The organism is Cohnella ginsengisoli (assembly GCF_029525555.1).
Classification (GTDB): Bacteria; Bacillota; Bacilli; order Paenibacillales; family Paenibacillaceae; genus Cohnella; species Cohnella ginsengisoli.
Window position 1 is genome coordinate 935,648 of sequence record NZ_JAPDHZ010000003.1, and the last position, 15,078, is coordinate 950,725.

Annotated in this window: 11 protein-coding genes and 2 pseudogenes; 2 read left to right on the forward strand and 11 right to left on the reverse strand. The window is 60.0% G+C overall.

All coding sequences use genetic code 11. The features are described from left to right. Positions 1-70 precede the first annotated feature (70 nt). From OMP38_RS15640 to OMP38_RS15650, 3 genes are all read right to left on the reverse strand, one after another. Positions 71-4,135 carry an Ig-like domain-containing protein gene (locus tag OMP38_RS15640; protein ID WP_338130524.1) on the reverse strand — a complete coding sequence of 1,355 codons (4,065 nt, stop codon included), beginning with the start codon at positions 4,133-4,135 and terminating at the stop codon, positions 71-73. Then, entirely contained in the window at positions 4,032-4,325 is a 294-nt protein-coding gene (locus tag OMP38_RS15645; protein WP_277566827.1) for a hypothetical protein, read from the reverse strand. The genes OMP38_RS15640 and OMP38_RS15645 overlap by 104 nt, the downstream gene beginning before the upstream one ends. 427 nt (positions 4,326-4,752) lie before the next feature. Further along, a complete protein-coding gene (locus OMP38_RS15650) occupies positions 4,753-5,649 on the reverse strand; it encodes a TetR/AcrR family transcriptional regulator (protein WP_277565962.1) in 897 nt (298 codons plus the stop codon). A 170-nt stretch (positions 5,650-5,819) separates the two neighbouring features. Between OMP38_RS15650 and OMP38_RS15655 the strand changes: the two genes are divergently transcribed. Beyond that, positions 5,820-7,307 (forward strand): DHA2 family efflux MFS transporter permease subunit, encoded by a 1,488-nt coding sequence (locus tag OMP38_RS15655; RefSeq protein ID WP_277565963.1) that lies wholly within the window; start codon positions 5,820-5,822, stop codon positions 7,305-7,307. A gap of 204 nt (positions 7,308-7,511) precedes the next feature. On the opposite strand, the gene OMP38_RS15660 is transcribed toward OMP38_RS15655, so the two are convergent. From OMP38_RS15660 to OMP38_RS15695, 8 genes and pseudogenes are all read right to left on the reverse strand, one after another. Beyond that, positions 7,512-7,883, reverse strand: a complete 372-nt coding sequence (locus tag OMP38_RS15660) for an antibiotic biosynthesis monooxygenase (RefSeq protein ID WP_277565964.1) — start codon at positions 7,881-7,883, stop codon at positions 7,512-7,514. A gap of 400 nt (positions 7,884-8,283) precedes the next feature. Beyond that, the gene (locus OMP38_RS15665; RefSeq protein ID WP_277565965.1) at positions 8,284-8,823 is read right to left on the reverse strand and encodes an NADPH-dependent FMN reductase; all 540 of its coding nucleotides are present in this window, start codon (positions 8,821-8,823) and stop codon (positions 8,284-8,286) included. A 127-nt stretch (positions 8,824-8,950) separates the two neighbouring features. Beyond that, positions 8,951-9,805, reverse strand: coding sequence for an alkaline phosphatase family protein (locus tag OMP38_RS15670; protein ID WP_277565966.1), 855 nt, complete (start codon positions 9,803-9,805; stop codon positions 8,951-8,953). A 15-nt stretch (positions 9,806-9,820) separates the two neighbouring features. Next, the gene (locus tag OMP38_RS15675; RefSeq protein WP_277565967.1) at positions 9,821-10,606 is read right to left on the reverse strand and encodes a DeoR/GlpR family DNA-binding transcription regulator; all 786 of its coding nucleotides are present in this window, start codon (positions 10,604-10,606) and stop codon (positions 9,821-9,823) included. Between the two features lie 5 nt (positions 10,607-10,611). Beyond that, positions 10,612-11,649 (reverse strand): ABC transporter ATP-binding protein, encoded by a 1,038-nt coding sequence (locus tag OMP38_RS15680; RefSeq protein WP_277565968.1) that lies wholly within the window; start codon positions 11,647-11,649, stop codon positions 10,612-10,614. Continuing rightward, positions 11,646-12,456 (reverse strand): annotated as a pseudogene (locus OMP38_RS15685) (ABC transporter permease). The gene OMP38_RS15680 and the pseudogene OMP38_RS15685 overlap by 4 nt, the downstream one beginning before the upstream one ends. Further along, on the reverse strand, positions 12,456-13,385 hold the full coding sequence (locus tag OMP38_RS15690) for an ABC transporter permease (RefSeq protein WP_277565969.1): 930 nt from the start codon (positions 13,383-13,385) through the stop codon (positions 12,456-12,458). The pseudogene OMP38_RS15685 and the gene OMP38_RS15690 overlap by 1 nt, the downstream one beginning before the upstream one ends. A 66-nt stretch (positions 13,386-13,451) precedes the next feature. After that, complete coding sequence (locus OMP38_RS15695) at positions 13,452-14,489, reverse strand: ABC transporter substrate-binding protein (RefSeq protein WP_420869659.1); 1,038 nt, start codon at positions 14,487-14,489, stop codon at positions 13,452-13,454. 279 nt (positions 14,490-14,768) lie between these two features. Between OMP38_RS15695 and OMP38_RS35905 the strand changes: the two are divergent. Next, positions 14,769-15,053 (forward strand): annotated as a pseudogene (locus OMP38_RS35905) (FG-GAP repeat domain-containing protein); the annotation flags it as partial. Positions 15,054-15,078 lie beyond the last annotated feature (25 nt).

Genomic DNA, 15,078 nt, shown 5'->3' on the forward strand with positions numbered 1-15,078 from the left:
GCGCAAAAACGCCCCTCGCGTCTTTAGCCAATCGAGGGGCGTTCGAATCCGGACAAGCATGGATTTGCGTTTATTTTTGCAGCGACTGCACGAATCGGAGCAGGGCCGTCGCCGCTTCCGCACGGGTCGCCGGAGCTGCCGGGTCGAACCTGCCGCTGTCCCGTCCGAGCAGGATCCCGTGCGCGGCGGCGGCGCCGATCGCAGGACGCGCCCAGTACGGCAGCTTCGCATCGTCCTTGAACGAAGTCGGCCCTTCCTCGGTCTGCCACTTCGCGGCTCGCGCAAGCATCAATGCCATCTCGGCGCGGCTGATCCGGGCCCCCGGACGGAAGCTGCCGTCCGGGTATCCCTTCAGCAAACCTGCCGCGGTGCCTTCGCGAACAAGCTGTGCTGCCCACTCCGGCAGTTCGCCTTCGTCGGAATAGGCGATTGCGGCTTCCGGTACGGCGTCCTGCTGCGCGCTCGCGCCAATCGCGTTCATGAGCATGACCGCAAATTCGACGCGGGTGACCGATCGGTCAGGCGTGAAGTGCTGCGAATCCGTTCCATTCACGATCGAACGCGCATAAGCTTCGCACACATACGATTTGGACCAGTGACCGTCAAGGTCGACGAACGGGCATTCGGCGACCGCCCGCTTGCGAACGATCGTCAGCACATAATCCTGCGCGCCGCCCGGCGAAGCGACACGGATCGTGAATCGATTGGCGCCTTCGTTTAGCTTCAGTGCGCTCTCCCCGCTCCATGCCGCCCCGTCGAGCAGCAGGCTCGATCCCGCGATGGACGGCACGGCGCGCACGATCGCTTCTGCCGATTCGGTCTCCGCGCCGTATGCGAACTGCTCGCGGTTGAAGCTTGGCGTCAACGCAAGCTCCGAGCCATCTTTGGTCGACTTGGCCGTCAGTTGATCCAGCCGGGGCGATGGCTGGTACGCCGGCGGCGGTGGTGGCGGCGGTGGCGGTGACACGGCCGTATTTACGGTGAACGTCACAATGGTTGACGCAGCACCGGCATTACCGACCGCATCTGTCGCCTTCGCCGACACGCCGTGCGAGCCGTCGGCAAGCGGCGTCGGCTGCGTGAAATTCCAGATGCCCGAAGCATCCGCCGGCGTCGTGCCGATCGAAGTTCCGTCCACGACGACGTTAACGGTGCTGTTCGCTTCGGCCGTGCCCGAGTAGGTCGGCGTCGAATCGTTCGTCGTCGACCCGTTGGCCGGGCTCGTCACGACAGGAGCGGCAGGTGCCGTCGTATCGACGGTGAACGTATTCGTATTCGAATTCAGACTTGTATTTCCTACTCCGTCGCTTGCCCTTGCAAGCACCGAATGCGGTCCGTCGGCAAGCGGCGTCGCCGATGTGTAAGACCAATTGCCCGAAGCATCGGCGGTAACCGGCCCCAATAAGAGGCCGTCAACGACGACCGTCACGGCGCTGCCTGCTTCGGCCGTTCCCGAATAGGCCGGCGTTGAATCGTTCGTCGTCGATCCGTTTGTCGGGTTCGTCACAACGGGCGCTGCCGGAGCCGTCGTATCGACGGTGAACGTGTTCGTACTTGAATCCACACTTGTATTTCCTGCTCCGTCACTCGCTCTGGCCTTCACCGTATGCGATCCTTCGGCAAGCGGCGTCAGCTGTGTCTTATTCCAATTGCCCGAAGCATTCGCCGTAGTCGTACCGATCGAGCTTCCGTCCACGAAGACCGTCACGGTGCTGTTGGCCTCAGCCGTTCCCGAATAGTCCGGCGTCGAATCGTTCGTCGTCGATCCGTCTGTCGGGTTTGTCATAAGGGGCGCTGCCGGAGCCGTCGTATCGACGGTGAACGTATTCGTATTTGAATCCACACTTGTATTTCCTGCTCCATCGCTTGCCCTTGCGAGCACCGAATGCGGTCCGTCGGCAAGCGTCGTCGCCGATGTGTAAGACCAATTGCCCGAAGCATCGGCGGTAACCGGCCCCAACAAGAGGCCGTCAACGACGACCGTCACGGCGATGCCTGCTTCGGCCGTTCCCGAATAGGCCGGCGTCGAATCGTTCGTCGTCGATCCGTTTGTCGGGTTCGTCACAACGGGCGCTGCCGGAGCCGTCGTATCGACGGTGAACGTATTCGTATTTGAATCCGGACTTGTATTTCCTACTCCGTCGCTCGCTATGGCCTTCACCGTATGCGATCCTTCGGCAAGCGTCGTCAGCTGTGTCTTATTCCAATTGCCCGAAGCATTCGCCGTAGTCGTACCGATCGAGCTTCCGTCCACGAAGACCGTCACGGTGCTGTTGGCCTCAGCCGTTCCCGAATAGTCCGGCGTCGAATCGTTCGTGGTCGATCCGTTTGTCGGGTTCGTCACAACGGGCGCTGCCGGAGCCGTCGTATCGACGGTGAACGTATTCGTATTTGAATCCACACTTGTATTTCCTACTCCGTCGCTCGCTCTGGCCTTCACCGTATGCGATCCTTCGGCAAGCGGCGTCAGCTGTGTCTTATTCCAATTGCCCGAAGCATTCGCCGTAGTCGTACCGATCGAGCTTCCGTCCACGAAGACCGTCACGGTGCTGTTGGCTTCGGCCGTTCCCGAATAGGCCGGCGTCGAATCGTTCGTGGTCGATCCGTTTGTCGGGTTCGTCACAACGGGCGCTGCCGGAGCCGTCGTATCGACGGTGAACGTATTCGTATTTGAATCCACACTTGTATTTCCTACTCCGTCGCTCGCTATGGCCTTCACCGTATGCGATCCTTCGGCAAGCGTCGTCAGCTGTGTCTTATTCCAATTGCCCGAAGCATTCGCCGTAGTCGTACCGATCGAGCTTCCGTCCACGAAGACCGTCACGGTGCTGTTGGCCTCAGCCGTTCCCGAATAGTCCGGCGTCGAATCGTTCGTGGTCGATCCGTTTGTCGGGTTCGTCACAACGGGCGCTGCCGGAGCCGTCGTATCGACGGTGAACGTGTTCGTATTTGAATCCACACTTGTATTTCCTACTCCGTCGCTCGCTCTGGCCTTCACCGTATGCGATCCTTCGGCAAGCGGCGTCAGCTGTGTCTTATTCCAATTGCCCGAAGCATTCGCCGTAGTCGTACCGATCGAGCTTCCGTCCACGAAGACCGTCACGGTGCTGTTGGCTTCGGCCGTTCCCGAGTAAGCAGGCGTCGAATCGTTCGTGGTCGATCCGTTTGTCGGGTTCGTCACAACGGGCGCTGCCGGAGCCGTCGTATCGACGGTGAACGTGTTCGTATTTGAATCCACACTTGTATTTCCTGCTCCGTCACTCGCTATGGCCTTCACCGTATGCGATCCTTCGGCAAGCGACGTCGCCGATGTGTACGACCAATTGCCCGAAGCATCGGAGGTCACCGGCAAGAACGATGTGCCGTCGACGACGACCGTCACGGATACGTTGGGATCGCCAGTTCCCGAATAGATTGGCAACGCATTGTTCGTCACCGATCCGTTTGGGGGAGTAACCAGGACCGGCGCCGACGGCGGCACTGTATCAACGGTCCAGGCGTAATAAGCGGGACTCTGATCGACATCAGAGCCGTCGATGGCTCTGACCAATAACGTATGAGGTCCATCCGCAAGGCTGGAAACGGAATAAGGCGTTGCGCAGCTCATAAATGCAGAAGCGTCCAGGTTGCATTCATAACTAACGCCCGACGCAGACGAAGAAAAAACAAACATCGTATTCGGGTTGTTCGATAGAATGGGCGGAGCAGTCACGATCGTCGTATCCGGCTCTGCCGCGCTTGCCGTCAGCGGATAATCGACCAGCCAACCGAAAGCGAGCGCCCCCGCCATAAGTATTTTTATTGCATTATGTATAAAACTGCGCACCTCTTTAAAAACCTCCTTTATAGTAGAATGCCAATAATTACTATAAAGGATAATACGACAAAAAAACGATAGCGTATTTATCGCTCTCGTGAGGGTTCGCAATATGAAAGAACGGGGCGAGGTAAAACCGTGCGTTTTAATCAGGAGTTCCCGCTTGACGGGAAAGCGCTTAGGGGGAACTCCGCTGGGCCACGGGCCGGTTGCGCTAAGCTTTTTTGCCTGCGTACTCGGCGTTCGCCGTATCGAGCATCGACTTCCAGTCGGGGAAGTTGGTCTCTCTGGCGACGTGCCGTTCCCACAGCTCCTCATGAATGTTTTTGATATCCTCATGGGAGTATACCTGGAAGTTGCCCTTCTCGAGAAACGCGAGGAACGAGCCGAAGTTCGTGTGCTTGCTCATGAAAGCTTCGTTAAACAGCTTATCCAGCGAGACATGGTTCGGATCCTCTTGGAACGTGCGCTGGCCCTGCAAGTCTTTTAACAATTCATCCATCGACATCGGTTTTTGCTTTTTCAAACGACCACTCCTAATTTTTAACGATACTCCATTATTGCCGCATTCCGCCAAAGTTACAAGTCAGAGGCACGATTTCTCCTCCTTATCCGAGCGGAAACAAAAGAAAATGATTTAAAAAGCCGGGTTCTAACGTTACCTCATTCCGCTGAAGCGGCTCATGGACAAGGCAATAGGGTTCGTATCCGTTCTAATTGCCACGGCAGCGCCGATGAAGATTGTACGAGGTTGGAGCCGACTAACTAGGCGGCGGAAAGGTGTTGGGGGCCGAAGTAATCGGAAAACCGGATTTCTCGGCAATCGCGCCCAAAAAAGCTCGCTGCCGGATTCCTCCTCGATTCCGGTCGTTGCATGACCGATTATAGAGCGCCCCGCCATCCCCTTACTCGCCACCGGCTCCAAACGCATTTCTCTAGTCCCGCAGCATCTGCATCGCCCAGCGGCGCATTCTGGCCACGTACGGCTCAAGCTCGTGCTCGGTCGCCAGCTCGTTGAGCAGCGCCGTGACGAGGAAGCGCCGCGGCGCTTCCTTCTCCCCCTCTTCCCGAAGCATGTCCAAGAGCTGCTCCAGCTCCCGCTTGCGCGCGTTAGGCACGCTCAGCTCGCGGATCGTGGAGGCCGCCTGCTCGAGCACCAAGGCGCCGCAGCGCTCGATCGCTTCCTGCAGCGTCTCCGGCCGCTCGGACTCGAATTCCTTCATGAGGTCGGCCGTGAGCATCGGCTCCGCCTTCCGCGAGAGCAGTCCCGCGACCAGATCGTCCATCCGGTCGGCGAAGTAAGACGCCAGCGCCGGCACCGAGATCGGCTTGGCGAACATCTTGATCAGGTGAAGATACTCCTTCGCCATCGCGTTCAAAATCATGACCGCATCCCAAATATGCGGCTCGAGCGCCTCCCCGTACCGACGCTGCAGCACGCCCCGATTGTAGTTGAGCAGCTTGGCGCGCTTGCGGAACATCAGCAGTCCGAGCTTGTCGCCGGGAATCGCGGGCTTCTCCTTCAGCGAATTCGCGACGAATAAGCCGCGATTGAGAAAATAGTCGAGCTGATGGCGGATCTCCTCGACGAACAGCTCGCGCGGGGACAGCCCCGTCCGTTCGCGGATCTGTTCGGAATCCTCCATGATCCGCGCGAAATGAACTTCCATGATCTCGATGTACAGGTCCTCCTTGGAAGGAAAAAACTTGTACAGCGAGCCCTTGGCGATGCTGCAGTCGTCCGCTATATCTTGAATGGAAGTCGCCTCGTAGCCTTTCTCCGCAAACATGCGCTCGGCCGACTCTATAATTTTGTTTTTAAGGATGCTCATGGGCCCTCCTGAAAAATAAGGATTGACAAAGACTTCCTAACACGATAAAAATAGGCCTGTAGCCTTTTATGACTGTACGGTTTTTGTTAAAACCACTTAGTCAAAAGTTAACGGAAATTCGGAAATCCGTCAAGGCACAGGCCCTTATTCAGAAAGGAATGAGTACACACATGGCAAACCCGCGCACGGCCTCTCCCGCCCAAGCAGAGCCCTTCTCGCTGCTCAAGCTGCTGCCGCCGCTCCTCGCCGTTATTATCGGCATGTTCATGGTTATCCTTGACACCACGGTCGTCAACAATGCGATCCCGACGCTGGTCGACGACTTCGGCACCACGCTCCACCATCTGCAGTGGGCCGTCACGGGTTATACGCTGGCGCTGTCCGCCGTCATTCCGCTAGCCGGCTGGATGACCGACAAATTCGGCTCCAAACGCGTTTTTATCGCGACGATCGTGCTATTCTCGCTCGGCTCCGCATTATGCGCGCTCGCGACGAATACGGAACAGCTCGTCGTCTTCCGCGTCATCCAGGGCATCGGCGGCGGCATGGTCGCCCCGATCGGCATGGCGCTCGTCTTCCGCATCTCGCCCCCCGAGAAGCGCGGCGCCGTCATGGGCGTGCTCGGCATCCCGATCCTGCTCGCGCCCGCGCTCGGACCGGTGCTGTCCGGCTATTTCGTCGAATACGTCTCGTGGCACTGGATCTTCCTCATCAACCTGCCGATCGGCGTCGCCGCCGTTTTCGTCGCGTGGCGCTATCTGCCCGCATTCGAACGCGGCAAGCCGCCGGCGCTAGACATCCTCGGCATGATCCTCGGCCCCATCGCCTTCGCCATGCTGGCGTTCGGCGTCAGCGAAGGCGGCACGGATTGGGGTTCTTCCCGCACGTTGACCGGCCTGATCGTCGGCGGCGTCGCGCTGGTGCTGTTCGTCATCGTCGAGCTGCGGCACCGCCAGCCGCTGCTTGAACTGCGCGTATTCCGCAGCTTCGCCTTCACGCAAGGCATTATCCTGTCCTGGATTCTGTATGCGGCGCTGTTCGGCTCGATCATCCTTTTCCCGCTCATGCTTCAGCAGGTCAAGGGCTATACGCCGCTGGAAACCGGTCTGATCCTGCTGCCGCAGGCGCTCGGCTCCATGCTGTGCATGCCGATCGGCGGGCGGCTGTTCGATCGCATCGGCGCGCGTCCGATCGTCATCACCGGCACCATTTTTATATCGGCCGCCCTGCTCATCATGTCCCAGATCACGCTCGACCGTCCGCTTTACGTCATCATGCTCAATCTGTTCCTGCTCGGCTGCGGCATGGGGCTATCGATGATGACGATGAACACGTACATCCTCAGCACCGCGCCCCGGGATCTCGTCGGCCGCGTCACGCCGCTGACCAACTCGGCCCAGCAGGTCATCGTCTCCTTCGCTGTCGCCGGGCTAACCGGTTATCTGGCCACGCACAGCGACAAGGTCATGGCCGCCTACAAAGGCCCGAACCCCCTCGAAGCGGCAGTCGGCGCCTTCGGCGACACGTTCCTGCTCACTTCCGGCTTCGCGATCGCCGGCTTCGTGCTGAGCCTGTTCGTCCGCCGCATCAAGCCCGCCGCGCAGAAGAACGGCTCCGGCGAAGCGCGGGCGGAGGAGAGCGTGCTGGCGGGGCATTAAAGCGATAGCTCCGTGCAACTCGTACCGAGTTATACGTGATGGCGCCATCCGCGCCGGCCCCGCTTATCGCGGCGCCGGCGCGGATGGCGCTTTTTGCGTTGCACGGTTTTTCCGGTTAACTCGCCGCTCCGAATGCGTCAAGAAACACAAAGGAACCTACCTCAACCTGAGGTGGTTCCCGGCATGCGTCATTCACGTAGAAGATTAATTCGACGGATAAGCGAAAACGACCTCATGCACGCTCAGCTTCGCGCCAAGCATGATGCCGCCGCCGGGCCGCGCTTGCTCGCCGTGCCCCCCCGGATGCTGCGCCGGCTCCGCGCCGGCTTCCGGCTTCGGACGGGCATGCGCGTGCGCCTGCTTGAACGCATCGCTGTTCACCCAGCCGTCGAAGGATTCGCGGTCTTCCCAAGTCGTGCACACTTTGAGCTCGTCGTGCTCCTCCAGCGATTCGGTCAGCAGCTCCATCCGGACGAAGCCCGGCGCGTGTTGGACGCCCTTCGGATTTTTGAAGCGCTCGGCAACTTCCGCGACATGCCCCGATTTTACTTTAATCGTATTGATAGCGACGATCATGCACCACATTCCTTCCCCTGTCGGTTTGTACCTATTGTAGCAAAGGGGGGAATCGGGGCTCAAACAGCGTCCGGTTGCGATGCGCGATAGTGGAGCCTTGATGAGCGCTAAAGCACCGACTTTCTGGAGATAGTTGTCAATAAGCAGTTATTTCCCCTCCAATCGCATATCCGCAAAAAAAATAAGTGTCAAAAGGCCCCTAATTCCCGCTCAAACGTCATATTCTCGCATCCCGCAAGAAAATAACTGCCTTTTAACAACAAACTGCTGCATACTTCCGAGTCCGCACGAAATAACTGCCTTTTAACCCTTATTCCATGCTGAACCGCGCAGAACAAAAAACCCCTGCCGGTTCGACCGGCAAGGGGGCAGGATTGTTCAGACTTCGTTACATAGCGAATTACTTGCGAATCGTCTTCAGCCCCGTGGACCAGGAAATCACTTGATCCAGCATTTGGCCGAGCGAGGTCGCCTGCACGTCCTTCGGCTTGAAGACGGAGCCGTTCTCGAAGTCGGTGAACAGGGAGAGCGCCGGATGCACGCGCACGTCCGCGACCGACAGCTCGCCGAGGATGCCGCGGAGATGCTCCGCCGCGCGGGCGCCGCCGACCGAGCCGTAAGAAACGATGCCGGCCGCCTTGTCGTTCCATTCCTTGCGCACGTAGTCGAGCGCATTCTTGAGCGCGCCCGTGATGGAGTGGTTGTACTCCTGCACGATGAACACGAATCCGTCGCAGCTATCGATCTTCGCCGTCCATGCTGCGGCACCGGAAGCGTCCTGACCCGGCTCGCCGAGCAGCGGCAGCTTAAAATCCGCGATGTCGATGATCTCGTATTCGGCGTCGCCGCGCTTGTCCGCGAGCGCCTTCACCCATTCGCCTACCTGCGGGCTGAGGCGGCCTTCGCGCGTGCTGCCCAGGATAATGCCGATCTTCAACATTAGATTTCCTCCCTTGGCCTTAAGTACGTTCAATTCATTGTAACACCTGCTCCAGCATGATCCAAAACTCCGTCCGGTTATGGCGCGAATCCCGGACATCGCCAAATATTGCCACGGACGCAAGAAACTAGGAACGCGGTCCGGGCGCCGCGTATGCCGCTTCCGGCAACTCGATCATCGCAGGCGATGGCGCGATGCCGAGACAGCGGCACATGAGCGGGGCCAGCAGCAACTGCGGCAGAGCAGCTTCGCCGCGTCCCCGCTCCAGCATAAACCGCGCGTCTCCCAGCAGATAAAGCGGAACGCTTCGCTCCTCGGACGCCGTGCCTCCATGCTGTCCGGACGCGCTCATCCCGTGGTCCGAGGTGACGAGGACGCGGTAGCCGCGCGCCAGCCATTCCGGCAAGAGAGACGCCAGCATGCCGTCAGCCGCCCGCACGGCCGCCTCGTACTGCGGGCTCTCGCCGCCGAACTTGTGGCCCGCGTCGTCGACGTTCATCGTATGAACGTACAGGAAATGCGGGTCGTACGCTTGTCTCAGATGCTCGGCGTCCGCGAACAGATGACTGTCCGGGTAATGGTCTTCGAAGTAAAAGACGCCGTGCTGGATCGGCTTGTCCGCGTCATGCTGATGGCGGTCCGTCAGCGGCTGGAAAGGCGCCGCGTTGTACAGCTCGCTGACCCAATGATAAGCTGCTGCGGCCGTCCTCAGTCCCGCGCCGGCGGCGAGATGGAATACGCTTCGCTCGCGGCTCAGACGCGCGATATGATTGGCCGCGATGCCGTTCTGCGCGGCCGGCGTGCCGGTCAGCAGCACCTCGTAGAGCGGGCGCGACAAGCTCGGGAGCTCGGACCGGACTTTATGGCAGACCGCTTCGCCCTGCTCGGCCAGATGCTCCATATAGCCCAGATAGCGGCGCGCGGCGTCGTATCTGAGTCCGTCGAGCACGACGACGACGAGCTTCGGTGACGTTGGATTCATGCACGCTCTCCTCCTTTAATTGGCTACCGTCCATTGCAGGCGATGGGCGCGCAGCGTCTGCGCCCACTCCCGCGGCGCGGCGACGTTGCTGACGATCGTATGGACGTTCCTCAGCGGGACGATCTCCACGAACGCTTCCTTGTTCAGCTTGGAGTCGTCCGCGAGCACGATCGTCTGTCCGGCCGCCTCCGCCATTCGCCTGGACATGCCCGTTTCCCCGAGATCGTAATCGCTGACGCCCCGGTTCGGAGACACGCCGCCGACCGAGATGAAGGCTTTGTCGACCCGAAACTGCGAGATCATCCGCTCGGCCATCGTGCCGGACATCGACTGCTGCTCCGGGTTCAGCTCGCCGCCGATGACGATGATCTTGCCGGTAAAACGACCGCCGTTCAGCGACTCCATAAGATGGTAGGCAACGGCCAGCGAGTTGGTCAGCACGGTGAGTCGCTCGCAGCCCGAGATCGCCTTGGCCAGCTCCAGCGTCGTCGTGCCGACGTCGATGGCGATCGTGTCCCCCGACGAGATGAGCGCGGCGGCCGCCCGGCCGATGCGTTCCTTCTCCTGCGCCTTTTCCTTCTGACGCTGCAGATAAGGAGGCTCATAGTTGGTCTGCTTGCTCGGCACCGCGCCTCCGTAGACGCGCTTCGCCAGCCCTTCCCGCTCCAGCAGCAGCAGGTCGCGGCGCACCGTCTCCTCGGACACGGCGAACCGCAGCGACAGTTCGGGCACCTTGACGCGACCGTCCAGCTTCAACTGGTCGACGATGACGCGCTTGCGTTCTTCCGACGAGATGGACATATGCCTTAAGCTCCTTCTTGCTCCAAATGCAGCAGCTGCGATTCGTCAAGCGCCAGGCGGATGGGACTCCGCTCGGCGAGCGGCAGCGAACGGCCGTCGTTCAGCGCATCGATCGTGAGCCGCACGCCTGCCGCTTCGACGCCGTACCGGATGACGTTGCCGAGGATGGATACGGTATGAATCGTGCCCTCCGCGATGCGCCGGTCCGTCCCAAGCGATTCGGCGCTTCCTTTCAGCAGCGAGACCGATTCGGGACGAATGGCGAAGCTTTGCGCGGCGCTGTCCACCTTGCCGAACAGCTTGAACGCGTCCGTACGGCTGAGCACGTTGTAGCTGCCCATGAACCGGGCGACGAATTCGGTCCGGGGCTTCGTATAGATCGCCTCCGGGGCGCCTTCCTGAACGATGCGGCCTTTGTTCATCAGGCACACCCGGTCGGACAAGGTCAGCGCCTCTTCTTGATCGTGCGTGACGAAAATCGTCGTCATGTTAAACTGCCGCTGGATCGCGCGGATCTCCGACCGCAGGTTTTTGCGAATCTGCGCGTCGAGCGCGCTTAGCGGCTCGTCTAGCAGGAGCACCTTGGGACGGACGGCCAAGGAACGCGCGAGCGCCACCCGCTGCTGCTGCCCGCCGGAGAGCTGCTGGGGATATGCGTCCCGCTTGTCCGTCAGCTCGACGATGGCGAGCAGCTCCTCGGACCTGCTCTTCCTGGCCGCTTTGTCGACGCCTCGCATCTTCAATCCGTATTCGATATTTTGGCTGACGGTCAGGTTCGGGAACAGCGCATACGCCTGAAACACCATGCCGATCTCCCGGCTCCGCGGCGGCAGGTTGGCGATATCTTTGCCATCCAGCAAAATCCGGCCGCCGTCGATGTCCGAGAGCCCCGCGATGCAGCGCAGCATGGTGCTTTTGCCGCAGCCCGAAGGTCCGAGCAGCGTCACGAGCTCGCCTTCGCGAATCTGCAGGTTAACTTCGTCCAGCACGTTCGCGGACCCGAATCGCTTGCGGATGCCTTGCAGCTCCAGATAGTCGCTCATCGTTTCATGCCTCCGTTTACTTTTTGGCCCAGCTTCATGAGCAAGGCAGACAAGATCAAGATAAACGCGAAATAAGTGATCGCGATGGCGCTGGCCAGATGCCCGCTCTCGCCCATCCGCCGATAAAGGTACACTTGGATCGTCTGGATCTGCCCGCCGACGAGCATGTTGGTCATCACGAACTCGCCGAACAGCACCGAGAACGACAGCAGCGCGGAGACGAGCACGCCGGGCCATATATTCGGCAAAATGACCGACGCGAACGCGCGCATCCGGCTCGCGCCGAGCAGCTCCGCGGCGGCGAGCAGCGGACCGGCCGATACCGTCAGCAGACTGTTGCGGATGCCCTGGTACATATAAGGCAGCACGACGACGAAGTAGGCGCCGAGCAAAATATACGCCGTGCCCGAAATGTTGAGCGGACCGGAGGAGTAGGCTCGGATAAGTCCGACCGCCGCCACGACGCCGGGCACTGCGTAGGGAAGCACCACGATGCCCTTCATGAGCGACTCCAGCCTCGGCATATAGAGCGTGATGACGAACACCGCGGGGGAGCATGACGAGCAGGCTGATCGCGACGCCGATCAAGCAGAGATAAAGCGAGGTCCAGAGCGACTCCAGGAAACGAAGATCCCGGAACATGCCGCGGAACCACTCGAGCGTCCAGCTCTCGGGCAAGACCGTCGTCTGCCACTCCTTGGCGAACGCATAAATGCAGGTAGCCAGGAGAGGCAGCAGCAAATAGACCATGAGCAGCAGCATCAGCGAGCGATGCGCGGGGCCCGCCCGCCTGGTCGAGGCTTCCATCACAGCTCCTCCTTCGCAGCGGTCGCGGCAGTCCACGCGCGCGGCGGCGATTGACGGCGCTTGCGGACCGGTCGGGCGGCGAATGCGGCGTCGAGACGCCGGGCGCGCTGGGTCATCTTATGATTGAGAAAGACGGCAAGCAGCGTCGTGAGCGCCAGAATGACCGCGAGCGCGTTGCCGAGCTGCGGCTGGTTGACGACGTCGCCCGCCACGAGCGAACCGATCCGCACGGCCAACAGGTTGTAGTTGCCGCCGACCAGCGCGTAGGCGGTCGCATAGGCGCCCATGGCGTTCGCGAATAAAATGCCGACGGTGCCGAACACGGCGGGCGACAGCACCGGCAAGCCGATGCTCGTCCAGAACTGCCACCTGCTCGCGCCCAGCAGCGACGCGGCTTCCCGCCACTGCTCCCGAATGCCGTAAAAGGATGGGTACAGCAGCAGCAGCGCCAGCGGTACCTGGAAGTACACGTAAACCAGGACGAGTCCCGACCAGCTGTACAGATTAAAGTCGGCGAACACGCTCCAGCCCCACTGCTTGAACAGAAGCGTGAACACCCCGTTGCTGCCCAGCAGCACGATATAGGCGAAGGCGAGCGGAATGCCTTGGAAATTCGACGTCATATTGGAAAGCATCAGCAGGCGGTCCCGCGCGCGAGAAGGGAATCGCGTGATGCCATAGGCGCAAGCGAGGCCGGCGACGAGGCCGATCGTGCTCGACGCGGCGGAGATGAGCAGGCTGTTCTTGATCGCCTGCATATAGTAGGCGCTCTGCAGAATATGCGCATAGAAGCCGAAGGAAATGCCCGAGCCCGATGCAGGCTTCATGCTGCCGGCCACCATCGTCACGACCGGGATTAGTTGAAACAAAAGGACCATCGCCAAAAAGGGGACAAGCCCCAGCCACATCCACCGATTGCTTCGTTTCAAACGCGCCACGCTCCTATCGGATCGGAGAGGCGCCTTCGGCCGAAGTCGAAGACGCCCCGTTAGGATTTAGTTCATGTGGACGAGAACGCGCTCTTGCCACATTTGGGGGATCTGCTTGGCGGTCTCTTCCCACGCCTTGTAGTCGTTAACCGGCTTGACGTTCGCGTAGGCTTCCTTCGGCAGCAGCTTGGCGGCCACGTCGTCCGGCAGCTTCACGCTGTCGCGGATCGGCCTTGCATAGCCCTTGGCCAAGTTGATCTGGCCTTCGTCGCTCAGGATATATTCTCGCGCCAGCTTCGCCGCGTTCGGGTGCGGCGCGTACTTGTTGATGATCGTGGCGTACCCGCTCACGACGCTGCCTTCCGTCGGGATCGCGACGTCGTACTGATCCTTGCCGAGCTGATCGCTATAGTTCAGCGCGTTGAAGTCCCAGAGCAGCGTCACTTGCACTTCGCCCTTCTCGATGTTGGCGAGGCTCGCTTCCGCATTGGAGAGACGGCCTTCCTTCGCCAGGCCTTCGAAGTACGCGATGCCCGGCTCGATGTTCGTCTCGCTGCCGCCGAACGCAATCGCCGCCGCGAGCACGGCCATTTGGGCTTGCGCGGCTTTGGTGACGTCGCCCACGATGATCTTGTAGTCGCCGTTCTTCAGATCCTCCCAGCTCTTGGGCGGGTTCACGACGAGCTTCTTGTTCGTCAAAAATCCGATCGTGCCCTGATAGCCTACGATCCAGTGACCGTCCTGATCCTTGGCCCAAGCGGGAATTTCGTCCCAGTACGAGGATTTATAAGCTTGCGTAACGCCTTTATCGATCGCGACCGAGCCGAAGGCGATGCCGACGTCGCCGATGTCCGCGGTCGGCTTGTCTTTTTCCGCGTCGAACTTGGCGATCTCCTCGGCGCTCGACATGTCGGTATCCGTATGCGAAAGGCCGTATTTCGTTTGCAGATCCGCCCACGTATCTTTCCAGTTCGCCCATGTGTCCGGCATGCCGACGCTGACGACGGAGCCCTCTTCCTTCGCCTTTGCCTCCAGATCCGCTACGGAGCTCTCCTGCGACGCAGTTGCGCTCGCTTCCGCGCCGTCCGCGTTTTTTCTCCGCACGCCGCGAGCGGCAGCGCGAGCGTAGACAAGATAAGACCCGCGGCCAATTGCCTCTTCAATGCTTTTTTCATGGTTTCCCCTTCACTCCCGCGTGGATTATTGTGGACTATGTCTATATTCTTGTTGTTTTCTCTCCAACTAGAGTGTAGTCGGGGACTATTTACGCTGGATTATCCGAACCGGGCTGATTTGTTAAATCGTTTGGGGGATTTATCGGGGAGGCGAATCTAGTATAATGTTGAAAAAGGCCATATTTTGTCAAAAGGAGATTTCCCTTATATGAAAAAAAAACTAGCGGGTCTCTTGCCTGTCGGGCTGGCGCTCGCCCTGGCGGCAGCTCCGCTCGGCGCGTTCGCGTCCGGACCGAAGTTTCAAAATGCGACTCCCTCGTATACGCTGCCGGATCCATATTCTATAATATTCGATGCAGCGTTCGCCGACTTGACGGGCGACGGACTCCAGGATGCGGTCCTGATCGATATCTATACCAATCAGCTCGCGATATTCAAAGGAAACGGAGACGGCACGTTTCGGGACCCGCCTTCCTATCAGCCGGTCGGCGCCAAACCGAGAGAAATCGCCGTGGCGG